The sequence below is a fragment of the Clostridium isatidis genome, from assembly GCF_002285495.1.
GTDB classification, from domain to species: Bacteria; Bacillota; Clostridia; order Clostridiales; family Clostridiaceae; genus Clostridium; species Clostridium isatidis.
This window is the reverse complement of the sequence record NZ_CP016786.1, coordinates 1,376,252-1,401,738: the sequence shown is the minus strand read 5'-3', so window position 1 is coordinate 1,401,738 and position 25,487 is coordinate 1,376,252. Positions and strand designations below refer to the sequence as shown.

General features: G+C 27.4%; 20 protein-coding genes and 1 other annotated feature (1 of these 21 cut by a window edge). Of the genes, 15 read left to right on the top strand and 5 right to left on the bottom strand.

Translation table 11 applies throughout. The features are described 5' to 3' along the window. Positions 1–122: a binding site (T-box leader), on the top strand; it begins 110 nt to the left of the window's first position. A 157-nt stretch (positions 123–279) separates the two neighbouring features. Next, entirely contained in the window at positions 280–804 is a 525-nt protein-coding gene (locus BEN51_RS06670) for a tryptophan transporter (RefSeq protein ID WP_119865303.1), read from the top strand. A gap of 34 nt (positions 805–838) precedes the next feature. Here the strand turns inward: BEN51_RS06670 and BEN51_RS06665 are convergent, their stop codons facing one another. Continuing rightward, positions 839–1,558 carry a polysaccharide deacetylase family protein gene (locus tag BEN51_RS06665; RefSeq protein ID WP_119865302.1) on the bottom strand — a complete coding sequence of 240 codons (720 nt, stop codon included), beginning with the start codon at positions 1,556–1,558 and terminating at the stop codon, positions 839–841. Between the two features lie 202 nt (positions 1,559–1,760). On the opposite strand from BEN51_RS06665, the gene BEN51_RS06660 reads away from it, so the two are divergent. The 3 genes from BEN51_RS06660 (at position 1,761) to dut (ending at position 5,076) form a co-directional block, all read left to right on the top strand. After that, positions 1,761–3,998: a sensor domain-containing protein gene (locus BEN51_RS06660; RefSeq protein WP_418219554.1), complete on the top strand. Its 2,238-nt coding sequence runs from the start codon at positions 1,761–1,763 to the stop codon at positions 3,996–3,998. 71 nt (positions 3,999–4,069) lie between these two features. Beyond that, positions 4,070–4,480 (top strand): SpaA isopeptide-forming pilin-related protein, encoded by a 411-nt coding sequence (locus BEN51_RS06655; protein WP_119865301.1) that lies wholly within the window; start codon positions 4,070–4,072, stop codon positions 4,478–4,480. Positions 4,481–4,638: 158 nt separating this feature from the next. Then, positions 4,639–5,076 (top strand): dUTP diphosphatase, encoded by a 438-nt coding sequence (dut, locus tag BEN51_RS06650; RefSeq protein ID WP_119865300.1) that lies wholly within the window; start codon positions 4,639–4,641, stop codon positions 5,074–5,076. Positions 5,077–5,222: 146 nt separating this feature from the next. Here the strand turns inward: dut and BEN51_RS06645 are convergent, their stop codons facing one another. Next, positions 5,223–7,142, bottom strand: a complete 1,920-nt coding sequence (locus tag BEN51_RS06645; protein ID WP_119865299.1) for an ABC-F family ATP-binding cassette domain-containing protein — start codon at positions 7,140–7,142, stop codon at positions 5,223–5,225. A 185-nt stretch (positions 7,143–7,327) separates the two neighbouring features. Continuing rightward, positions 7,328–8,542, bottom strand: a complete 1,215-nt coding sequence (locus BEN51_RS06640; protein WP_119865298.1) for a 6-phosphofructokinase — start codon at positions 8,540–8,542, stop codon at positions 7,328–7,330. A 189-nt stretch (positions 8,543–8,731) separates the two neighbouring features. Here BEN51_RS06640 and BEN51_RS06635 point away from each other — a divergent pair, with 189 nt between their 5' ends. Beyond that, a complete protein-coding gene (locus tag BEN51_RS06635; protein WP_119865297.1) occupies positions 8,732–9,292 on the top strand; it encodes a manganese efflux pump MntP in 561 nt (186 codons plus the stop codon). A gap of 54 nt (positions 9,293–9,346) precedes the next feature. Continuing rightward, positions 9,347–9,769, top strand: a complete 423-nt coding sequence (locus tag BEN51_RS06630; protein ID WP_119865296.1) for a Fur family transcriptional regulator — start codon at positions 9,347–9,349, stop codon at positions 9,767–9,769. A 12-nt stretch (positions 9,770–9,781) separates the two neighbouring features. Here the strand turns inward: BEN51_RS06630 and BEN51_RS06625 are convergent, their stop codons facing one another. Together BEN51_RS06625 and BEN51_RS06620 are read right to left on the bottom strand one after the other, a co-directional pair. Next, positions 9,782–10,579 carry a metal ABC transporter permease gene (locus BEN51_RS06625; protein WP_119865295.1) on the bottom strand — a complete coding sequence of 266 codons (798 nt, stop codon included), beginning with the start codon at positions 10,577–10,579 and terminating at the stop codon, positions 9,782–9,784. A gap of 27 nt (positions 10,580–10,606) precedes the next feature. Next, a complete protein-coding gene (locus tag BEN51_RS06620) occupies positions 10,607–11,278 on the bottom strand; it encodes a metal ABC transporter ATP-binding protein (protein WP_119865294.1) in 672 nt (223 codons plus the stop codon). A gap of 334 nt (positions 11,279–11,612) precedes the next feature. Here BEN51_RS06620 and BEN51_RS06615 point away from each other — a divergent pair, with 334 nt between their 5' ends. The 9 genes from BEN51_RS06615 to recJ all read left to right on the top strand — a co-directional run bounded on the left by BEN51_RS06615 (position 11,613) and on the right by recJ (position 25,465). Then, positions 11,613–12,011 carry a DUF6762 family protein gene (locus BEN51_RS06615; protein ID WP_119865293.1) on the top strand — a complete coding sequence of 133 codons (399 nt, stop codon included), beginning with the start codon at positions 11,613–11,615 and terminating at the stop codon, positions 12,009–12,011. Between the two features lie 29 nt (positions 12,012–12,040). After that, the gene (pepF, locus tag BEN51_RS06610; RefSeq protein WP_119865292.1) at positions 12,041–13,846 is read left to right on the top strand and encodes an oligoendopeptidase F; all 1,806 of its coding nucleotides are present in this window, start codon (positions 12,041–12,043) and stop codon (positions 13,844–13,846) included. A gap of 155 nt (positions 13,847–14,001) precedes the next feature. Further along, positions 14,002–14,949, top strand: coding sequence for a rhomboid family intramembrane serine protease (locus tag BEN51_RS06605; RefSeq protein WP_119865291.1), 948 nt, complete (start codon positions 14,002–14,004; stop codon positions 14,947–14,949). A gap of 209 nt (positions 14,950–15,158) precedes the next feature. Continuing rightward, on the top strand, positions 15,159–16,502 hold the full coding sequence (gdhA, locus tag BEN51_RS06600) for an NADP-specific glutamate dehydrogenase (protein WP_119865290.1): 1,344 nt from the start codon (positions 15,159–15,161) through the stop codon (positions 16,500–16,502). A gap of 176 nt (positions 16,503–16,678) precedes the next feature. Next, positions 16,679–18,073 (top strand): glycosyltransferase family 2 protein, encoded by a 1,395-nt coding sequence (locus BEN51_RS06595; RefSeq protein ID WP_119865289.1) that lies wholly within the window; start codon positions 16,679–16,681, stop codon positions 18,071–18,073. 163 nt (positions 18,074–18,236) lie between these two features. Further along, positions 18,237–20,186, top strand: a complete 1,950-nt coding sequence (locus tag BEN51_RS06590) for a DNA gyrase/topoisomerase IV subunit B (RefSeq protein ID WP_119865288.1) — start codon at positions 18,237–18,239, stop codon at positions 20,184–20,186. 23 nt (positions 20,187–20,209) lie between these two features. After that, positions 20,210–23,119: a DNA topoisomerase IV subunit A gene (locus tag BEN51_RS06585; protein ID WP_119865287.1), complete on the top strand. Its 2,910-nt coding sequence runs from the start codon at positions 20,210–20,212 to the stop codon at positions 23,117–23,119. Between the two features lie 13 nt (positions 23,120–23,132). Then, complete coding sequence (locus BEN51_RS06580) at positions 23,133–23,675, top strand: DJ-1 family glyoxalase III (protein ID WP_119865286.1); 543 nt, start codon at positions 23,133–23,135, stop codon at positions 23,673–23,675. Between the two features lie 11 nt (positions 23,676–23,686). Further along, positions 23,687–25,465 carry a single-stranded-DNA-specific exonuclease RecJ gene (gene recJ / locus BEN51_RS06575; protein WP_119865285.1) on the top strand — a complete coding sequence of 593 codons (1,779 nt, stop codon included), beginning with the start codon at positions 23,687–23,689 and terminating at the stop codon, positions 25,463–25,465. The last annotated feature ends 22 nt before the right edge of the window (positions 25,466–25,487 follow it).

The following is a 25,487-nucleotide window of genomic DNA, read 5'->3' as shown; positions in this document are numbered from 1 at the left end:
GAAATTTATTAAAGTAGCTGATCCGTAAGTCCTACGATACAAGGAATAGGGTATGATAGTACCTGAATAGAGAGCCTTTTTAAAGGAATATAGGTGGCAACGCGGTTATATTCGTCCTATACATTTTTGTATAGGGCGTTTTTTATTATATAAAAATATTTATACTAAGATTTGTTTTAGTTATTAGCTGAAAAGGGGGGGATTCTTATGGCATGAAGTATAGATACATTAAGCAAAACAATAAGCAATAAAAAATATATGAAAATTGGGGGTATAAATATGAATACAAATAATAATATTAGAAAAATGACAATTAATGCTATACTATTAGCTTTAGGGGCTTTATTACACCAAATAACTCCTGCTCTTGGGTTTCCAATGCAGCCGGATTTTGCAATAATGCTGCTAATTATAATAATATATTTAAATAAAGATTATAAAACAACATTAATATCTAGTATAATAATTGGAATATTTACAGCATTAACAACAAAGTTTCCAGGAGGACAAGTACCTAATATAATTGATAAAATTATTACAGGGAATATTATTTTCTTTTTCTTTTTGGCAACAAGAGATAAAGTAAAGGAGAATATAAAGATTTGCATTGCTTTACCTTTTGGAACAGCCATTAGTGGATTTACTTTCTTAACATCTGCTTTCTTTTTAGTAGGTTTACCAGGAGAATTTATTCAATTAATTATTGCTGTTGTATTACCAGCTGCAATATTAAATTTAATAATAGGAACTATTCTTTATAAAATCATTGTAAGATCATTAGCTATAAATAAGTTAAAAATTTAATAAAAAAATAAATAAAGGACTTTTTGTCCTTTATTTATTTTTTTATAAACTTATATATTTCTTCAGTATTTTCATTGATTACTTTAAAGCTATATCCATTATCTTTATAATATTTAATTATAGAAGGAAGAGCAGAAACTGTATTTTTATTTATTGCAGAACAATGCATAAGCATTACAATATTTCCATCTGAGTTTGCAAGTTTTGTAGAGTTTCTTATTATTATATCTATAGGTAATTTACAATTGGCTCCGTCTCCACAATCTCCTGTCCAGTCATATATTTTAAAATTATTTCTATGAAGTAAATCAACTAAAGATTGATCTAATTTATAAGATTTATTATTGCAGCCAAAAGGAAAACGAATTATATAGTACTTTTCTCCAGTGACTTCATAGAGGATTTCCTGACATTTTAACATTTCTTCTAAAAAAGCTTCATTGCTTGAATATAAATTCTTTCTATCATGAGTGTGACTATGAAGTCCTATACTATGACCTTCATTTTTTATTCTAAGAATAATATCTTCTTGACCTTTCACTTGAGATGATATAATAAAAAAGGTCGCTTTAACATCTTCTTTTTTTAGAATATCTAATATTTCTTCGGTAACCTTTCCTCCAGGACCATCATCAAAGGTTAAATAAATAACTTTATCATTAGAAGTTGCAAAGGTCTTTATAGGAAAAAGTAGTAAAAACAGCAGAATTATTAAAGAGGAACTTATAATCTTAGTAAAAATATTATTTTTCATAAATTTCCCTCCTAGTTAGTGTAATAATGAAATGAATTTTACACTATTTTAATTTATTATATAATTAGTATACCAATTATAATTAACAATAAAGTATATAATAAATGGAAGTAATGTAGAAATATAAAAACTAAAAAATATGTTAATTTTAGGAAAAATATGATAGAATGATAATAAAAAGTAATAAGTAGAGAAGGCATAGGTGATAAAATTGGGGAAAAGAAACAAAAGTTTAGCTTTTGTAGTTATAGGTATATGCTTTTTTATATTTCTTTTAAAAGAGAATTTAATAAATGATTACATAATTTTCAATTTGATGATATTTATGAATATAATATTAATTATTTCATTAATATATTTAAATAAAAAGTATAGAAATTTGTATAAAGTATCAGAAGCTAATAAAAGCAAATATGACATGGCTATAGATTTTTTAGAGGCTGTTCTATGGGAATGGAATAGTGAAACAGAAGAATTTTATATATCTCCTAAAATAAAAAATTTGCTATCGATAGACAAGGAAAATATTAAGTTATTAGATTTATTTTCTTATATAGCAGAAGAAGATAGAAATGAGTTAAAACTATTTTTTGATGAGATGATAAAAGATAAAATTATAGATAATTTTTCTTTAGAAAGCAATATGATTAATGATTTAGGACAAAGAATAACAGTAGAAATTCAAATAAGAAGTAATTTTAGAGACGGTGTTTTTATAATTTCAGGAATGATAAAGGATATTACTGAAAAAAAGCAGCAAGAAAATATCAATAAAGCTATTGAAAATAAAAATAGATTGGCAGTTGAAGGGTCTAAAGATATTGCTTTTTGGTGGAATGTTAGACAAAATGTTATATCATTAAATAAAAGAATTAGAGAATATATTGATTTTGAAGGAGATAAAGATATTGTAATATCTTATACAAAGTGGAGAAGTTATATATACAAAGATGATCTTTCTGAGTATGATAAGCAAATGATGAAAATAATGAGTTCTAAAACAGATGAATTTTATTCAATAGAATTTAGAATTTTAAATAAGAATAATGAAATAAGGTGGCTTGAAAGCAAAGGAAAAAAGACATTGGAGAAAAATGGAGATGTATTTATATTTGGAGCCCTTTCTGATATTACAATTAGAAAGGAAAAAGAACTTGAAAATAATTTTTTAAGTTATAATGATGAGGTTACAGGAATTACTAATAGAAGATATTTTTTTAAAGAAGTTGGGAATTTTATAGAAGAAAATCCTAATGAAAGTTTTGCTGTTATTTTTATTGATTTAGATAATTTTAAATATATTAATGACACTTATGGACATGATGTTGGGGATTTATTATTGGTTGAATTTACAAATATAATAAAAGGAATGGAAATAGAAAACTCTCTTTTTTCTAGATATGGCGGTGATGAGTTTTTATTAGTAAAATACAAGGTGTTAGAAATAGATGATATTAAAAGTATGCTAGATAATATAATTAAGGAATTAAGCAAACCTATCTCTATTAATGATATAGAGGTTTTTTGTACCTTAAGTATTGGTGTTAGTATCTATCCTTCTGACGGAAAAGATATTAACACATTATTAAAGAGGGCTGATATGGCTATGTATCTAGCAAAAATAAATGGTAAGAATAGATATGAAATATTTGATATGAATATGTTAGAAATATTAAATAGGGAGTTTGAAATAGAAAAGAGGTTAAGGGTTGCTTTAGATAATAATGAAATAAAAGTGCTATTTCAACCTAAAATAGATACAGAGACAGAAGAAGTAATAGGTTTTGAGGCTCTTGCAAGATGGGAGTGTCAGGCTTTGGGAATGGTTTCACCTAAGGAGTTCATTCCTATTTCAGAATCTTCAGGTTTAATAATACCGATAGGTAATTATATAATAGAGGAATGTATTAAAAAATGTAAGGAACTTTCTTTAAAAACAAACAAAAAATTTAAGATTGCTATTAATTTATCTGATGTGCAAATTAGGAGTGAAAAAATACTTCCTTTTATAGAAGCTAGCTTAAAGAAGTATGATTTAGATGCTAGTTATATAGAATTTGAAATTACTGAAAGTGTTATTATGAAGTATCCAGAGAAAAATATAGAAAAACTAAAGCAGTTAAGAAAATTAGGAGTATCTTTAGCTTTAGATGACTTTGGAACTGGTTATTCTTCTTTAAGTTATTTAAGAATATTGCCTATTGATTCTTTAAAAATAGATAAGAGTTTTATAGATGGAATTGTTATTGAAGAGAAAAGCGAATATATAATTGATACTATTATAGAACTTTCCCATTATTTAAATTTAATAGTGGTTGCGGAAGGAGTAGAAACAAAAGAGCAATATGATTATTTAAAAAGTATAAACTGTGATTTATTACAAGGATATTATTTTAGCAAGCCTCTTGAATTTGCTGATGCAGAAAAGATGTTATTATAAAATTATTAAATTTTATCACCAAATCACAAGCTTGTTCATATTATGTAACTATATTGTGATTGGAGGTATATATGAAAATTAAAATTGATGATAATTTATCTGCAAAAGAAAGCTTTATAGAAGATGAAGATATATTAAATAATGATTTTGATATTGATAATAAAGATAATGAAGCTGCTGGTACCATTGAAGTTATTGTAAAATTAGGCAATTATAATGGAGCAAATTTAAAGGGTGCAAAAGTTAATTTATACTTATTACAAGGAATTTCACCGAAGCTTAAGCAATCTAAATTAACTGATGATGATGGGAAAGTAGTATTTGATAATTTGGATAATGGATGTTATAGGGTAATATCAATAGTTGATAGAAAATATTTTGAAAAACCAATTTATCATACTTGGAATGAGTTTACTGTTGATGATGAAAATAAGTCTACTAAAATTATTGTTATTAATAGATTAAAGACAGTTAAAAAATAATAATTATTACACATAAAGCTTTATATTTCACAAATTATATTAATTTAAAATTAATATAATTTGTGAATTTTTATTAATTATGGGATTTTGTACGATATATTTTTTTTGAAATAAAAAATATGGTAAAATATAAAATATACAATAGAGGAGGAATAAAAATGAACGAATTTAAATTAAAAGTAAAAAGAATACATGAAGATGCAATACTGCCTAATTATGCTCATTATAATGATGCAGGATTAGATTTATATTCTATAGAAGAAAAAGTTATTAATCCTACAGAAAGTGCTTTAATAAGAACAGGAATAAAAATAGAACTTCCATTTCAAACTGAAGCTCAAATTAGGCCGAGAAGTGGATTAGCTTTAAAAAATGGGATTACAGTATTAAATACTCCAGGAACTATAGATGAAGGTTATAGAGGAGAAATAGGAATAATACTTATTAATCATGGAAAAGAAGTTTTTAAAGTTGAAAAGGGAATGAAAATTGCTCAAATGGTAGTAAAACCTGTTTGGAAAGTTGATGTAGAAGAAGTTGAGGAACTTTCTGAAGCTTTAAGAGGAGATAAGGGATTTGGATCTACTGGAGTTTAGAATAGCAGTTGACAATTGACAGTTTGCAATGGAAAATTAAATAAATAATTCAGCTTTACTGAATTATGAAAAAAGGGGCTGTCGTGTTAATATGATAGCCCTTTTTATTTTGGATTTTCAGTTTATTTGAAAATTAATTGAAATTGTCAATTGATTAAGCTTTCCCAATCTGCGTAAAGGTCTTCTATTGTTTCCTCAATATTTTTAATTTCTTTATTTACTTTTTCGCTTTCTACTGGGTTTGAATAAACTTCTTCTAAGCATAGCTTTTCTTGTAATGATAATAGCATGTCTTCATATTTAGCGATATCATCTTCTAATTTTTTTAATTTTATTTTTAAAGCTTTTTCTTCTTTTTCTTTTTCTTTTTTCTTTTTACGTTCTTCTTTTATTTGAGTTTTTGTTTTTCCGTTAGCAATTTCTTCGATAATTTCAAATCTATGAGGATTTATCTTTTTTTCTTGATAGTAGGAATAGTTTCCTAGATATTCCTTTATTCCATCTTCATTTAATTCAAGGATTTTATTAATTACTTTATTTAGGAAGTATCTATCATGAGATATTACTAATACTGTACCATCATAGCTTAATAAAGCATCTTCTAGAGCTTCTCTAGAGATGATGTCTAGATGGTTTGTAGGTTCGTCTAATAATAGGAAATTAGCTTTTGATAACATTAATTTTAGTAAATTTATCCTGCATTTTTCTCCACCACTTAGAGTATTTATGACCTTAAAGACATCCTCACCAGTAAATAAAAAGGAAGCAAGTATACTTCTTATTTTAGTAACAGTAAGGCTAGGAAATTCATCCCATACTTCATCTATTATTGTTTTATTTAAATTAAGGTCAGATTGCTCTTGATCATAGTAACCTGGATTTACATTAGTTCCTAAAATAACTTTACCATTATCAGCCTTAATTTTATCAAGAATTATTTTAAATAATGTAGTTTTTCCTCTCCCGTTTTCACCGATTAAGGCTACTTTTTCTCCTCTTTTTATATCCATATTTAGGTTAGAAAAAAGAGTCTTGTTTCCGTAGCTTTTAGATAAGTTTTCTACATGGAGCACATCATAACCGCTTTTTACAGCAGTTTCAAACTTTATTTTAGACGGGTCTTTTTCTTTATCAGGAGCTTCTATTCTTTCTATTTTTTCTAAGGCTTTTTCTCTGCTTTCTGCAGCTCTTATGCTTTTTTCTCTGTTAAAGCTTCTAAATCTTTCTATAATAGCTTCTTGTCTTTTTATTTCTGCTTGTTGCAAATTATAAGCTTTAAGTTGGGCTTCATAATTTTTTCGTCTTTGATCAATAAATTTTGTATAAGCTACATTATAACAATTAACATGTCCATTGATTACTTCAAAGGTTTTGTTTGTTACTTTATCTAAAAAGAATCTATCGTGGGAAATAACTAAAACCGTACCTTTATAAGTTGTTAAGTATTCTTCAAGCCATTCTATTGCATCTAAATCTAAATGGTTAGTAGGCTCATCTAATAGAATTATATCTGGATTTCTAAGAAGAAGCTTACATAGAGAAGCTCTTGTTTTTTGACCTCCGCTAAGAGTTCCTATTACTTTGTTAAAATCTTCTTCTAAAAATCCAAGCCCTTTTAAAACCCTTGATATTTCACCTTTATAGCTGTAGCCGCCTTTATTTGTATATAGATCTTGTAATGTTGTATATTTTTTTATTAATTTATCATAATAGGATGCGTTAACTTCATCATAAGGTTGATTCATTTCTATTTCTAATTCTTTTAATTTATTTTCAATATCAATAAATTCTTTAAATACTAAATTCATTTCTTCATAAATAGTATTTTCTAAATCTAAATCTATATTTTGACTTAAATAACCGATAGTTTTATTCTTGTCAATAAAGATTTCTCCTGAATCATAAGATAATTCCTTTGAAATAATTTTAAATAAAGTAGATTTACCTTCCCCATTTCCTCCAATAATTCCAACTTTGTCTCCTTCATTGATTGAGAAAGTAACATCTTTTAAGATTTCTTTTATTCCATAACTTTTAGATATGGATTTACAACTTAAAACTATCATTTTTTCCTCCTAGTTTATTTATATAAACATATGTAAAATTCATAATCTGAATTTTATTATACTATAAGGAATTATACCAATCAAACAACAATAATTATTATATAAGCTAATATATTTTTATTTAATTTAGAATGAAAATTAAATTTTAAATATAAAAATAAAAAAGCTGCAACATAGCAACTTTTTTATCTTATTACTTTATATTTTGGTAAATTGTCTTTAAATTTAATAGAAGGAGAGCCTTCAATTAAAGGTAAGAAGTATTCTAAAGCTTCTTCTTTTATATGATTTCCTTTTTCATTAACTAATTCTACAGGGAAATATTTTACCTTATTTGCAACTTTATCTGCTTCAATTAAAAAGTGAGACGTCTTATATGGAGAATTACTTTCTCTTTTAATTGCTACCATATAACCACTTTTATTTTCAAGTGAATATTTTATGCCTGAATATCCAGCATTAAAGGCTTCATCTAAATCTGTTTTTGATGCACAATGCATTGCACATCTTTGAAGAATACCAAGCTCTAAAGCTTTAACTCTAGTTGTTATACCAGAATTCACTATTAGGTTCTTAAGGTAATTTCCAATACCACCTAATTGGGCATGACCAAATTTATCATCGCCAAATTGAGGAATTTCTGATAAGAATTTACCTTCTTTATTTTTTATTCCTTCTGAAACAACTATAAATACTTTGTTTTGCTCTTGGAATTTTTTTCTTACATCTATAAGAAAAGTTTCTACATCAAAAACTACTTCAGGTAAATAAATAAAATCTGCAGCAGGTTTATTATTAATTCTTGCCATACAAGCAGCGGCAGCTAACCAGCCTGTATCTCTTCCCATAGTTTCTAATATAAATATTCCATTATTTATGTAAACTGATGCATCTAGATATGTTTCCAAGGTTGTAGTAGCTATAAATTTCGCAGCACTAGCAAAACCAGGAGTATGATCAGTATACATTAAATCATTATCAATAGTCTTTGGAATACCTATAAAGTTAATATCTATATTCTTTAATTTTGCATATTTGCCAAGCTTAGCGATAGTGTCCATTGAATCATTGCCTCCAACATAAAAGAAGGCTTTAATATTATTTGCTTTTAATATATCTATAAGCTTATCATACTCTTCAGTAGATTCTTCAATATTTTTCATTTTATATCTGCAAGAACCAAGGCCAGAGGATGGTGTATATCTAAATTCCTCTATTTCATCATCTGAAAAATTTGATAAATCAATTATATTTCCATTTAAAATTCCTTCAATTCCATTTAAACCAGCATAAACTTTATCATAAGCTCCTAAGTCTTTATTTCCTTTTAATATACCAACGACACTTGAATTTATAACAGAAGTTGGTCCTCCAGATTGTGCAACTATGCAATTAGCCATTATTATACTCTCCTTTTATTAAAAATAGTAAATGTGATATACTTTTTGTTATTTATATACGCTATATAATAATATACAACAATTTCTGTCGAAATAAAAGTTTTTTTTGCAAAAAAAATCATCATAAATATGGTGCTAATTAATAAAATAGTAAAGAAGGGTAGATATGATAAACTAGGGAGGGAAAAAATGACTTTAAAAGATATATTTTTTGTTGCTATGGCATTAGGTATGGATGCCTTGGGGCTTACAATAAGTCTTGGTATAAATCCAAAGCTTAAGAGAAGGAGTAAAATAGCATTTATTTTATCATTTTCTTTTTTTCAATTTTTATTTATTTTATTAGGGGGAATTCAAGGAAGGCTATTTAATGAATACATAGTAACAATTCCTGATATTTTAGGCGGAATCACTGTATTTTTGCTTGGTATTATAATGATAATAGATTCCTTTAAAAAAGAAGATACTGATGATGCATTGTTAATTAAAAAAACAATGTATATAATACTAGGAATTTCAGTTAGCATAGATGCATTGGTAGTTGGTTTTACTAGCCTTTATTCAACAAAATTTATTGTAATTTTTTTATATTCTTTAATAGTAGGTTTAGTAACATTATTAATTTGCTTGGTAGGTTTCTTTACTTGTAAATATATAAGGAAAATAGACTTTGTAAATAAATATGCTGATATATTAGGTGGATTTATTTTAATTTGTCTCGGGCTAAAGATGATAGTTTTCGGTGTTTAACATATTTAGTTTTAGTGATATAATAAAATTATTAAATTACGTTAGGAGAAAAATATGAGCTGGGAAAGGTATTTAAAAGATAATAATATAAGAATAACGAGTGGAAGAATTGCAATATTAAATATATTAAAATCTTCAAATAAAGGTCTTTCTGCAGAAAATATATATGATTTATGTAAAAAGCAATATGAAAATTTAAATCTTAGTACCATTTACAGAACATTAGAATTATTTGAAGAGAAAGAAATAATCAAGAAAATAAATATAGATGGTCCAGCCCTTTATGTTTTAAAAAAAGAAGGACATAAACATCTTTTAAAATGTGATTTATGTAATAAAAGTGTGGAAATTCAATGTCCTATGGAAGAAATAGAAGAAATTATTAAAGCCCAGGCAGGTTTTAGTTTAACAGAACATAAATTAGAACTTAAGGGTGTTTGTGAAGAGTGTAAGGATAAAAAAAATTCAAGAAACTAATCTTGAATTTTTTTATTTATTATTTAAAAATTTATTGATTATTATAACTATTGTTAAGGTAATAACTGAAGTAATAGCAATGGTTCCTCCTGGAGCACTATCAATATAATAAGATAAGCTTAACCCTAAAAGTATATCTATCATTCCAAAAATAATAGAAGAAATTAAAGTCGTTTTAAATCCCTTTTTTAATTGCATTGCAGTTGCAACAGGAACTATCATAATTGATGAGATAACTAGTAAGCCCATAACTCTAATAGACATTGAAATTGTTGCTCCAACTAAAATAGTGAAAATATAGTTTATTAATTTTACATTAATGTTGGAAGTTTTAGCACCCTCTTCATCAAAGGTTATATAAAGAAGCTTATTATATAAAAATATCAGAGTAAGTAATGATATAATTCCAACAATAAAAATTAACTTTATATCTTCGCTGGAAACTGTTAAAATACTTCCAAATAAATAAGAGTTAACCTTAGTTGATGCTTTCCCGCTGCTTATTAATAGAATTGCAATTCCAAGGCTTAGGGTAAGTACTATAGACATAACAAGTTCTGCATATTTCTTATAATAACCTCTTAGAAATTCAATAACTATAGCGCAGATAGTAGTAAATAAGAATGCTGATAATATTGGATTAATACCCAAAACAAGACCTATGGCTACACCAGCAAAGGAAGAGTGGGATAGAGTGTCACCAATTGTAGAATAGCGTCTTAGTACTAAAAAAAGGCCTATAAAAGGACAAAGTATTGAAATAATTATTCCAGCAATAAAAGCATTCTGCATAAAATCTAATTGAAACATAAAATCTACCTTTCCGAAATAAAGAAATTAAATAACATTATCTAAATCCAAATTATTATTTCTAATTTTTTTATATTCTTCAACAGTATAAAGTTTAACTTCTCCATTATTTATTCTTAATATATGAGTTGAATTTTCTAAAGCAATATTAATATTATGTTCAATAGAAATAATAGTTTTTTTATTTTCTTTATTTAATTTTCTTAATATACTATAAATTTCTTTTTGATTTATTTCATCAACTCCAGTAGAAGGTTCATCTAAAATAATAATATCAGGATTTCCCATTAAAGCTCTTGCGATTAGAACTCTTTGTTGCTGTCCGCCTGATAACATTCCTAACAATTTGTTTTTATAATCATTCATATTAACTATTTTAAGAATGTCTAAGATATTAATATTTTTATTTTTTAAGGATTTTTTATGACATGATAAGACTTCCTTAACTGTAATTGGGAATTGAGAATTAAAAGAATCAAGTCTCTGAGGAACATATCCAATATTATTGGTACTTATTTCAATAGAACCTAAATTAGGCTTTAGAATTCCTAAAATTAATTTTATTAGTGTAGTTTTACAACTTCCATTTTCGCCAATAATAGATAAATAAACACCATCAGGAATAGTGAGGTTTATATTATTTAATGCATAAGGTGGCTTATTAGAATATGAAAAACATAGGTTTTTTATATTAATCATTTAATAATCATCTCCTAAAATTTCTTTTTCTATTATATATGAAAATGCAAATGACTTGCAAGAATAACTTTATAATATACACTTTATTTTATTATCAATAGTATTGCCATATTTAGATATTGAAAAGCAATTTTTTTGATTATAGTGCATAATTCACAGCTTAGAATGAAATTATTTCCTAGTTTTTTAAATTTAGAAAATTTATAATATTAAACTTGTGAACTATGCATTAAATATAAGTTCTATGCACTTTTATAGGTTGATTTATATTCTGAATAAAACATATAATATAGATAAGTTGAAAAACTAAAGTAAGTATATTGGAGGAAGAAATATGGATTTTTCAAGTTTAGTATTAATGGAAAAGGATAGTGAAACAGGATTTATAACAAAAGAGTTAGGCAGCTTTCAGGTTTCAGAGGGAGCTGAATATGTAAAAAAATTTTTTGTTTTAAATGGAATTGTAAATTTATACTTTGATACAAATAAAGATGTTGAAGAATGGGAATACTCTGCTATATATGATCTTTTTAATTATGAAATTTTTAAAGAAAATGATTTTGAAATAGAAGATGTTTTAGATGAATATAATCCAACATTTTTAATAAAATTTAACTATGTTGAGGATTATAATATTATGAAGGAAAAAATAGAAAAAGCTTTAGGTTTAATTGATTTAACTATGGAAAAGGTCTTTAATGATATTAAGGGCAAAGAAGAAGAATATATGTAGAAGGGAGGGCCTAAGTATTAGGCAGTATTATGAGTGATTTAAAAAAGCTGAAAAGCAGAGAAGAAATAGAGGAAAAATTCAAATGGAAAGTAAATAAGATTTTCCCTAATGATGAAGCTTGGGAAAAAGCCTTTAAAGAAGTAAAAGAAGAAGCACCAATACTAAAAACTTTTGAAGGAAGGTTAAAAGATGAGAAGCTTCTCCTTGAATATTTAAAAAAGAGTGAAGAACTTGATATAAAAGTAGAAAATATATACATTTATGCTCATTTAAAGAGTGATGAAGATACTTCAAATACAAAGTATCAAGCAATGATGAATAGAATTGACGCTTATTTAGCAGAGTTTTCATCTTTTACATCTTATTTTGTACCAGAAATTTTATCCTTTGAAGATGGATATATTGAAAGTATTATTAATAATAATGAAGAATTTAAAATGTATGATTTCATGTTTAAGGATATTTTAAAAGAAAAACCTCATATTTTAACTAAAAAAGAGGAAGAATTATTAGCAAAAGTTTCAGACTGTCTTGACGCACCAAGTACAATACACAATATGTTAACTAATGCAGATATGAAATTCCCAACTATAACTGATGAAGATGGAGAAAAAGTAGAATTAACAGAAGCAAACTATTCAACTTTTATTAAAAGTAAGGATAGAAAAGTTAGAAAAGAAGCATTCACAGCCTTATTTAGCGAATATAAGAAGTTAGAAAATACTTTAGCAACTTCATTAACAAGTTCAATAAAAAACTTTAATTTTAGTGCTAAAATACGAAAGTATAATTCTGCCTTAGAGGCATCCTTAAAGCCAAATGAAATTCCTGTTGAAGTATATACAAATTCTATAAAAACTATTAATGATAATATTAAATCACTTCATAGATATGTAGATTTAAAAAGGAAACTTTTAGAATTAGATGAAATTCATATGTATGATTTATATGTACCTGTAATCGAAATGCCAAAGGAACATATAGAATTTGATGAAGCTGTAAATATAATTACAGAAGGTTTAGCTCCTTTAGGAGAAGAATATTTACAAATATTTAATAGTGGAATTAAGGATGGCTGGATAGATATTTATCAAAATAAAGGAAAAAGAGGAGGAGCTTACTCCTGGGGCGGTTATAAAACAATGCCTTATGTACTTTTAAATTATAATTATACATTAAATGATGTATCCACTTTAGCTCATGAAATGGGGCACTCAATCCACTCTTATTATTCTAGAAAAGAGCAGCCATATATTTATGCTGGATATACCTTGTTCTGCGCAGAAGTCGCATCAACAACAAATGAGGCTTTATTAATTCATCATTTAATAAATAAGGAAGAGGATAAAAAGAAAAAGCTATTCTTAATAAATCAAGAACTAGAACAAATTAGAACTACAGTATTTAGACAATTGATGTTTGCAGAATTTGAATTATTTACTCATGAAAGTATAGAAAAAGGAGAATCATTAACTGCTACAGATTATAATAAAGCTTGGCATGATTTGAATGTAAAATACTTTGGACCATCAATGGTAGTTGATAAAGAAATAGATAGTGAATGGGCAAGAATACCTCATTTCTATTCTGATTTCTATGTATATCAATATGCTACTGGATATGCAGCAGCATCTGCTTTTGCAAAATCAATTTTAGATAAGGAAAAAGATGCAGTATCTAAGTATATTGGTTTCTTAAAGAGTGGCGGAAGTGATTATCCAATAGAAATACTCAAAAATGCAGGTGTGGATATGACAACTTCAAAACCATTAGAGGCTACAATTTCAAGATTTAATCAGCTTTTAGATATGTTAGAAAAAGAAATTAAAGAATAGATATTTTTTATAATCCTTTAATGAATAATTAATAAATGACAGTGGACAGTTGAGGAAAACTCCTAGTTGTCAACTGTCAATTCTTTTTATATTGTGAAATAAATAAAGGTGAAATGCTAAATAAGAAATTATAAATGATATAGCGAGGTGTTTTTTTGGAGCAGTTTGAAAGGGATTTTTTCAATATTTTAACAAAGGAATTAAAATTTTTTATTAAGGACTATTATAGTGCTTTTACGAATTTAAATAGATGGGTTGCATTACTTGATCTTGGTGAAAATTATGCAGCTGTAATAGTAACAGAAGAAGATGATACAAGCACTTATAATGAATGTTTTGAGTTTTTATCAAAAAGTTTAAATAAACCCTTTTTTATAAATAATATAGTAATAACTAAAAAGAGAGAACTAAATTTTATAGAAGCTAACTATAATAAACTAATTTTCTCATTAGAGAGTAACAAGATTCTTTATTATGGAGAAGGTACAAAAGTTTATGTACCAATAATAAATTTAATTATTAATAATAAAAGAAAAAAGAAAAGGCTAGAATTAACAAAATATAAAATTACTTATACTATCATACTAATAAATATAATCGTATATTTATTAGAAATAATAAATTCTAGAAGATTGTTTAATATAGATATTTATACTTTAGTTGAAATGGGGGCTAAATATAATATTTTAATAGAAAATGGAGAATTTTATAGGCTTATTACAGCAGGTTTTTTACATGGAGGTATAATGCATTTATTTTTTAATATGAGTGCATTAAATATTATAGGTAAAGAAGTAGAAGAAGTATATGGAACAAAAAAATATATTTTAATTTATGTTTTTTCATTATTAGGAGCTTCTGTTTTTAGTTATTTATTTTCTAAAGGAATATCTGTTGGAGCTTCAGGAGCAATTTTTGGACTATTGGGAGCTATGCTTATCTTTGGATTTAAAAATAAAAAGAAAATAGGAAAATTATATATTAAAAATATAATAGAGACTATATTGTTAAACATATTAATAGGGATAACTATTCCCAATATAGATAATTTTGCCCATATGGGTGGTCTTGTGTTAGGTCTAATAATATCATTATTTTTTTAAATTAACTTTGGAAACACAGTTTTTTCTTCGGTTAAAATATCAATTTGTTAATAAAACAAGAAAAATTATAACAAAACATAAAAATAACAAAAAAATATTTACAAAAATATACTTATAGATGTATAATACTGATAAATTATTAATTCGGTTTATTTGTGATATAAAAATCATAAAATGAGCAAATATAAAAATGGGGAGTTGAATTTAGTATGTTAGGCAAAGAGTATGTAGAAAAAGTTATTAAAGAAGTAGAAGAAAGAAACAAGGGAGAAGTAGAATTTTTAAATGCAGTAAAAGAGGTTTTAATTTCATTAGCGCCAGTATTTGATAAACATCCAGAGTATATTGAAGAGGGATTATTAGAAAGAATAGTTGAACCTGAAAGACAAATCTTTTTTAGAGTACCATGGGTTGATGACGAAGGAAAAGTAAGAGTAAATAGGGGATATAGAGTACAATTTAATAGTGCAATAGGTCCTTATAAGGGTGGTTTAAGATTTCATAAAACAGTAAATCAAAGCATAATAAAGTTTTTAGGTTTTGAGCAAATATTTAAAAATTCCTTAACAGGTCTTCCTATAGGTGGAGGAAAAGGTGGATCTGATTTTGATCCAAAAGGAAAGTCTAATAGAGAAATTATGAGATTTTGTCAAAGCTTTATGGCAGAATTATGTAAGCATATAGGAGCTGATACAGATGTTCCAGCTGGCGATATTGGAGTTGGAGGAAGAGAGATAGGCTATATGTATGGTTATTATAAAAAAATAAGAAATGCTTATGAAGGTGTATTGACAGGAAAAGGATTATCTTATGGTGGCAGCTTAGTTAGAACAGAAGCTACAGGTTATGGTTTAGTATATTTTACTGAAGAGATGTTAAAGGATAAAAACTTAAGTTTTAAAGATAGTACTGTTGTTATTTCAGGATCAGGAAATGTAGCAATATACGCTTTAGAAAAAGCTCATCAATTTGGTGCTAAAGTTGTTGCAATGAGTGATTCAAATGGCTATATTTACGATGAAAATGGAATAAATCTTGAAGTAATAAAGGACATTAAAGAAGTTAAAAGAGGAAGAATAAAAGAATATATAGAAAAAGTACCAACTGCTAAATACTTTGAAGATCATAGAAAGATTTGGGAAGTTAAGTGTGATATAGCACTACCATGTGCAACTCAAGGGGAAATTAATAAGGAATCAGCAGAAACACTTGTAAAAAATGGAGTTAAAGCAGTATCAGAAGGAGCTAATATGCCAACAGATCTAGATGCAATAGAAGTATTCCAAAAGGCAGGAGTTTTATTTGGTCCTGCTAAGGCAGCTAATGCAGGTGGCGTAGCTGTTTCAGCGCTTGAAATGAGTCAAAATAGTGTTAGAGCTTCTTGGTCCTTTGAAGAAGTAGATAATAAGTTAAAGAATATCATGAAAGACATTTATTTAAATGCAAAAAATGCAGCTAAGGAATATGGTGATGAAGGAAATATTTTAATGGGAGCAAATATTGCAGGTTTCCTTAAAGTTGCAGAAGCAATGTATTCTCAAGGAATTGTGTAAAATTAAATATATAAAACTTTTCCATTATGTCATAAGCCTTCTAATTGTTAAGAGATAATTAAGCAAAAATTAAGATTTATATACTTGATTTTTTGTAGATATAGGAATATATTAGATAAAGGTGTGAAGTAAATTTGTAACAAGCAAATTTCGCATTTTATATAGGAGTTGATATAATGGAAAAGTTAGTTTTTTCTGTTACTGGTGTATTCCAAATTCTTGTTTTTTTAATAATGATGTATTATTTTATTTTATCTTTTTTTGGATTACATAGGAAAGCAGAAAAAAAGAATTACATGCCTAAAAATAAATTTGCCCTCATAGTTGCAGCTCATAATGAAGAGATAGTAATTGGCAAGTTAATAGAAAGTTTATTGAATCAGGATTATCCAAGGGAACTTTTTGATATCTTTATTATTGCAGATAATTGTACTGATAACACGGCAAAGGTTGCTAGACAATATGGAGTAAAAGTTTATGAGAGATTTAACAAGGTAGAAAAAGGTAAGGGCGTTGCTTTAGAATGGATGTTTGATAAAATATTTAGAATGCAAAAAAAATATGATGTTGTAGCTATTTTTGATGCAGATAATATAGTTTCAAGAAATTGGTGTAAAGAAATAAATTCAAAAATGCAAGAAGGCTATAAAGTTGTACAAGGATATATTGATAGCAAAAATCCAAATGATTCTTGGATTACATCTTCGTATTCAATTGCTTTTTGGACACAAAATAGAATGTATCAATTAGCAAGAGCTAATTTAGGATTATCTAATCAAATAGGTGGAACTGGATTTGCTATTGATACTAGACTTTTAAAAGAACATGGCTGGGGAGCTAAATGTTTAACTGAGGATTTAGAATTTACCTGCAAGATGATATTAAACGGAGAAAAAGTAGGTTGGGCTCATGATGCAATAATTTATGATGAGAAACCTCTTACTTTGAAACAATCTTGGGTGCAAAGAAGAAGATGGATGCAGGGATTTGCTGATGTAGCTTCTAGATATTTCACCAAGTTAGTAAAAAAAGGCATTAAAGAGAGAAGATTATACGTTTTGGATTGTGCATTATATGTTATTCAACCTTTTATTACTATAGCGATGGCAATTTCGGCTTTATTAAGTTTTGCTGGCAGTTATTTGCCGATTGGTGAAGATATATTTATGATGAACTATTTATTGGGAAACAAAGTAATAATGGTTATTACATTAATACAATTTTTAATGACACCATTAATACTAAAATTAGATAGAAAGATATCAATTGGATTCTTTACAATGTTTGCATTTTATGCAATAAGTACAATTTTCCTTCCTATATTAGCAAAAAGATTAAATTACAAAGGAGAGGTATTTTTAATAGAGTTATTATTTAATTTGTTATTTTTAATTTCAATCTTTACTATATTAGGAAAAGAAAAATTAAAGTTCTTTATTAGATTTTTATTATATTCTTTATATACCTTGACTTGGGTACCAATAACCTTAGAAGGTATAATTAAGAAAAATAATAAGGAATGGAATCCAACTAAACATATTAGAAATGTAGAAATTCTTGATATGCAGTAGAAGTGAGGGAAGTCCCCTCACTTTTATTTTTGGTTTTAGCGAACTAATGTTTGAATTGTTAAAGAAAATGGTTTATATTTTTAATTAGGATTTAATTATGTTAAAATAAAAATTATTATGTTTAACATTAAAGAAAAAGATGTAAAAGTATTTGGAGGTTTGTATGAGCGATGAGATAAAGAAAAATTATGATGTCACGGATTTAACTTCCCTTGAAAAGTTGGAACCAGTAAGAGTAAGACCTGGGATGTATATAGGCTCTACAGGTACAAAAGGCTTACATCATTGTGTATGGGAAATATTAGATAATGCTATAGATGAAATATCTAATGGCTATGGAGATAAAGCATGTGTAATTATTAATAAAGACAAAAGTATAACTATAAGAGACAACGGTAGGGGAATTCCTACTGGGATACATCCTGTAAAAAAGAAATCAGGAGTAGAAATGGTTTTTACTGAATTACATACTGGTGGTAAATTTAATAATAAAAATTATAAAACCTCTGGAGGACTTCATGGTGTTGGGGCAGCTGTAGTTAATGCCTTATCTACATGGCTTGAAGTAGAAGTATATCAAAATGGGAATATATATAGACAAAGATTTGCTTATGCTTATGATCAAGAATTAAAAAGAAATATGCCAGGAACACCAGTCACAAAACTTGAAATTGTAGGAAAAACAAGCGAAACAGGAAGTAAAGTTACATTTATGCCTGATAAAGAAGTCTTTTCAACTATAGATTTTAATATTGATGTGATAGATGAAAGATTACAAGAATTAGCATTCCAAAATAAAGGAATACATTTAGAGTTGGTAGACTTAAGAAAAGAAGAGGAGTTTAGAAAAACTTATTACTCTGAAAATGGGCTTTTAGATTTTATAGAATACCTAAATGAAAGTAAAACCCCTATACATCAGCAGCCGATATTTTTTGAAGGTGAAAAGACTATAAATGATATTAATATGTTTGGTGAAGTATGTGTGCAATTTACAGACTCAACAACTGAGCATATAGCCAGCTATGTAAATAATATTCCCACAACAGAAGCTGGAACTCATGAAACAGGATTTAAAACAGGAATGACTAGAGCTTTTAAAGAGGGTGCTAGAAAACTTGGTCTTATAAAAGAAAAGGATAAGGAATTTGAGGGGGATGATTTAAGAGAAGGAATGACTGCTATTATTAGGATTAAGATAAGTAATCCTATCTTTGAAGGTCAAACCAAAACTAAACTTGGCAGCAGTGAAGCTTATACTATGATGAATGAATTATCTTATTTAAAATTTACTGAATGGATAGAAGATAATAAAGAAATCGCTGCAATGTTAATAAATAATGCCCTTCAAGCAGCTCAAAGAAGAGAAAAAATTAAAAAAATAAATGAAGCAGAAAAAAGAAAAATTGGTAAGGGAGCCGCGCCATTAGTTGGTAAAGTAGCAGTATGCTCTTTAAGAGATAGTTCTGTAGCAGAATTTATTGTTGTGGAAGGAGATTCTGCGGGTGGATCTGCAAAGCAGGCTAGAGATAGACGTTTTCAGACCATAATGCCTTCTAAAGGTAAAATTATGAATACAGAAAAACAAAAATTAGAAAACGTACTAGCTTCAGAGGAATTAAAAATATTTAACACAGCTATTGGCACTGGAACCTTAGAAAATTACAGGGAAGAGGATTTAAAATACGATAAAATAATAATCCTAAGTGATGCCGATGTCGATGGATACCATATTAGAACCTTATGGATGACTTATATTTATAGATATATGAGACCTCTTATTACTAATGGTCATTTATATTTAGCGCAGCCGCCTTTATATAAGGTATATAAAAATGTTAAAGGAAAAGAAATTTATAAATATGCCTATAGTGATGATGAATTAGAAGCTGTAAAAAAAGAAATAGGAAAAGGAGCTCTAATACAAAGATATAAAGGTCTTGGAGAAATGAATCCAGATCAGCTTTGGGAAACAACATTAAATCCAGAAACAAGAACTCTTCTTCAAGTAACTGTAGAAGATGCTGCTAAAGCAGAAAAAATGGTTTCTTTATTAATGGGAGATGTTGTTGGACCAAGAAAAGCTTATATATCTAAATATGGTGAATTTTAAAATAGTTAGAATGGAGAAATGTTATGGCGAAAAAAGTTAACAATATACCGAAGGATAATAATATAATAAAAATCCTTTTAGAAGAGGCAATGCCAGATAACTATTTACCCTATGCTATTGAAGTTGCAAAGGATAGAGCATTGCCAGATGTTAGAGATGGACTAAAACCTGTTCATAGAAGAATATTGTATGGTGCATATAAATTAAAGGCTTTTCCAGATAAACCTTATTATAAATCAGCAAGAATAGTGGGAGATATCTTAGGTAAGTATCATCCTCATGGGGATACATCAGTTTATGATGCTATGGTTATTTTATCTCAAGATTTTTCTACTAAAGAACCACTTATAGATGGTCATGGTAACTGGGGTTCTATGGATGGTGATGGTGCGGCAGCTATGAGATATACTGAAGCAAGACTATCACCAATAGCATTAGAAATGCTTAGAGATATAGAAAAAGATGTTGTAGATATGGTTCCAAACTATTCAGATACTGAAATGGAACCAACTGTTCTACCAAGTAAATATCCAAATCTATTAGTAAATGGTTCTTTTGGAATTGCCGTTGGATTAGCAACAAATATTCCACCTCATAATTTAAAAGAAGTAATAGAAGGAGTACTAGCTTATATTGATAATAATGAAATAACTACAAAAGAGCTAATGCAATATGTCAAGGGGCCTGATCTACCAACTGGCGGAATTTTAATTGGTGAACAGTCATTGTTATCTGCCTATGAAACAGGAGAAGGAAAGGTAACCCTTAGGGCTAAAACAAGCATAGAAAAATTAGAAAATGGAAGATGGGGAATAGTAATAACCGAATTCCCTTTTAGAAGAAATAAGGCAAAACTCCTTCAAACTATTTCTGAAATGACAGGAGATAAGAAGCACTCAAAGGCTTTAGAGGCAATAATTGATATAAGAGATGAATCAGATAGAAATGGAATAAGGGCAGTTATTGAATTAAAAAAATCTGCTGATAAAGATATAGCTGATAAGGTGCTAAAATATTTATTTAAGAGGTCAGATTTGCAATGTAATTTAAGCTTTAATATGGTGGCTCTAGCTGATGGTAAGCCTCAAACAATGGGGCTTAAAACAATAATTCATCATTATGTTAATCATCAAAAGGAAATTATAACAAGAAGAACAAAGAAAGAACTTGAAAATGCAGAAAGAAGATTTCATATTGTTGAAGGATTTATTAAGGCAATAGATGTTTTAGATGAAGTAATAAAAACTATTAGGGAATCTAAGTCTAAAAAAGATGCAGGAATTAACTTAATGAATAAGTTTAATTTTACTGAAATACAAACTGAAGCTATTTTAGAACTTATGCTTTATAGGTTAACAGGTTTAGAAATAAAAGTTTTTAAGAAGGAATATAATGAATTAGAAAAACTAATAAAAAAATTAAGGAAAATATTATCAGATGAAAGGGAATTATTTAAGGTTATAAAAACTGAATTAAAAGAAATAGCAGAAAAGTATGGAAGTGAAAGAAAAACAGCTATTGTTAAAGATGATGAGGAAGCTAAGATAGATATTGAAGAACTTATCGTTGTAGAAGATGTAATGATTACCCTTTCAAAGGAAGGATTTATTAAGAGAATATCTACAAAGGCTTATAATAGAGCAAATTCAGATGCGGAAGCTATTGAATATAGAGAGGGAGATGAACTAAGATTTTTAATTGAATCTAATACAACTCATAATTTATTACTTTTTACGAATAAGGGAAATATGTATCAAGCAAAGGTTACAAATATTGTAGAAGGAAAGTGGAAGGAAAAGGGAGAGCGAATTGAGGAATTCATTAAAAGTTTAAATCTTGAAGAGGAAAAAATAGTAGAAGTCTTTTCTGTAGATAATTTTATGCCGAATAGATACTTACAATTTGTAACTTCAAAAGGCGGAATAAAGAAAAGTTCATTAGATAATTTTCAAACGAATTATAGTAAGCTTCAAGCACTTAAACTTAAAGCTGATGACGAACTAGTTAATGTTATAATGCTTAATGAGGAAGAAGAAAAAGAATTTATTAAAATTAAAACAAAATTAGGTTTAAGTTTTGACTTAGAACTTCCAAAATTAGAAAATCAACCAAGAAATATTTTACCTTTATCATTATTTAATCTAGCCGAAAAGGATGAAGTGATAGAAGCGGAATATACCGAAAAATTAGAATATATAGAATTTAATATTGGTGTAAATAATAAAGGAGTATTAAAGTCTTACAATAATATTAAAATTAAGGATGATTTAAAAGTAAATACAGATACTTTAAGTGAACTTTTATTATTTACTAATAAGGGAAATGTTATAAAAATACCAGCTTTTATGATTAAAGGTGTACTTGAGAGAGAAATTCCATTAAGTATAATAATTGATAATCTAGAAAAGAATGAGAAGATAATAAAATTAATATCCTTAAAAGAGTATGATGATATTAAACTAATATACTTATTTACTAAAAAAGGAATGGTAAAGAAAACTTACCTTTCTGAATTTGAAGGAAACTATTTATTCCAAACTGCCTATAAATTTAAATTTGAAAATGATGAAGTTATATCAGTTAGTATTCATAAGGATGAAATTGCTGAAATTTTAATGATAACTAAAAAAGGAATGGGAATTAAATTCTTATCAGATAATATAAATCCAATGGGAAAAGTAGCTGCCGGAGTAACAGGAATAAGCCTAAAGGAAAATGATGAAGTTATTTACGGTAATATAGTATCGGTAGAAAGCGGCTATATGAATAATGAACTTGCTATTACAAGCTATAATATAATAAAATTAATAACAAAAAATAAAAAACATAAGGAAGTAGAAATTGATGCTATTAAGCTTCAAAATAGAGCTGGTAAGGGAAGTAGTTTTATGGCTATTGACTTAGGTGATGAAATAAAAGAAATTATATATTAAGGAGGGTATTTGTATGGCAAAGGTTGCAGTTTTACTTGCAAATGGGTTTGAAACTTTAGAAGCATTAACAGTAGTTGATATTTTAAGAAGAGCAAAGGTAACCTGTGATACTTTTTCTCTTGAAGGAGAAGATGTGATTTCATCTCATAATATTAAAGTTAAGGCAGATAAGAATATTAATGCTTCAGAAATTGAAGACTATGATTTTCTAGTATTGCCTGGAGGAATGCCGGGTGCAACTAATTTAAGAGATAATGAAAGAGTTATAGATCTTGTAAAAAAATTTAGCAGTCAAAATAAATATATATGTGCAATTTGCGCAGGGCCTATTTCTCTGGGGAAAGCAAAGATAACAGAGGGAGTAAGTATGACATGTTACCCGGGATTTGAAGATGAAATTAAAGGTTGTAACTATAAAGAGGATTTAGTGGTTGTAGATAAAAATATAATCACAGGAAGGGGACCAGCGGCAGCTATTCCTTTTGCCTTTGAAATCTTATCACATATTTCAGAATCAAAGGTTGAGGAAATTAAAAAGGCTATGTTATTTAAATAGGTGTATGATATATGAAAGAAAAATGGATAATGACAAATAAAAGAGAGAGCTTTTTAAAGCTCTCTAATTCTATAGAAGAAAATTCACTATTATTGAGACTTTTAGCCAATAGATCTATTGATGATCTAAATCTTGCAAAAAAGTTTCTTTATGGAACTATAAAAGACCTTTATGATGGATATCTTATGAAAGATATGGATAGAGGCGTAGAGATACTTAAAAATGCTGTCTTAGAAAATAGAAAAATAGTTATTTATGGAGATTATGACTGTGATGGTGTAATAAGTACAACCATACTTTATTATGCCTTAAAATATATTGGAGCAAATTTTGGATATCATATTCCTCATAGGGAAGATGAAGGCTATGGCTTAAATAATGATAGAATTAAAAAACTAAAAGAGGAAGGTTATGAAGTAATTTTAACCTGCGATAATGGAATATCCGGTTTCGAACAAATAAATTTAGCAAAAGAATTAGGAATGGATATTATTGTTACAGATCATCATGATATACCATTAGTTCAAAATGAAGAAGGAGAATTTGTGCCTACTATTCCTAAGGCAGATGCAGTAATTAATCCTAAAAGACCTGATTGTAGATATCCTTTTAAATTATTATGTGGAGCTGGAGTTGTTTTAAAGCTGTCTCAATGTTTATTTAAGGAATTTAATATTGATGAAAGTAAGCTTTATAAGCTTATACAATATGCTGCTATTGCAACAGTATGTGATGTAGTGGATCTAGTTGATGAAAATAGAATTATTGTTCAAAAAGGTTTGGAACTATTAAATAAAACAGAAAATATAGGATTAAAGGAATTATATAAAGTAACAGGTCTAGAAGATAAAAAAATTGAAGAATATCATTTGGGTTTTATAATAGGTCCTTGTGTAAACTCTACTGGCAGATTAGAAACAGCAGCCTTATCTGTTGAACTTTTAATTACAGAGGATGTAGAGAGAGCTAAGTATTTAGCTAGTACTCTTCATAGATTAAATTTAGAAAGGCAAGACTTAACTCAAGAAGGTGCTCAAAGAATTATTGAAAAAATAGAACAAGAAAATTCCAAGGACAAAGTAATAGTGGTATATGATGAAGAAATTCACGAAAGCATTGCTGGAATTGTAGCTGGAAGAATTAAGGAAAAGTTTAATAAGCCTTCCATTGTAATTACAAGAGGAAAAGAAATGCCTAAGGGCTCAGCTAGATCAATTGAAAATTATAATATTACTGAAGAATTAACTAAATGTAGTGAACTTTTAGAAAAATTCGGGGGGCATCCTATGGCTGCAGGGCTTTCTATTAAGGAAGAAAATATAGAAGCATTACGAAGAAAAATTAATTCTATATGCAAATTAACTGATGAAGATATTATACCAATTGTTAGAATAGATTCTGAACTTAAAGTCAAGTATTTAAATGAAGAGCTTATTAATACTATAAGCAAGTTAAAGCCCTATGGAAAGGGAAATCCAAGTCCTTTATTTGCAGTAAAAAATTTATTTGCTGAAAGACTATGGTTAATTGGAAAAGAAAAGAACTATTTAAAATTAAGGTTTAGGTTTGAATTTAATGGTAGAAGTATATATATAGATGGAGTAAGCTTTGATAATTTAGATGATTTAAAAGAAGAGATAATAATTGAATATGGCGAGAAGGAATTTATTGAAGCAGTTGAAAGTAGTTATTTAAATAAAAGTTTAGATATAGTCTATTACCCGATAATTAACGAGTTTAACGGGAATAGAAATATTCAGCTTATGATAAAACATCTAAGGCTTAGTTAAAATATTAGCAAAAATAGGGTAT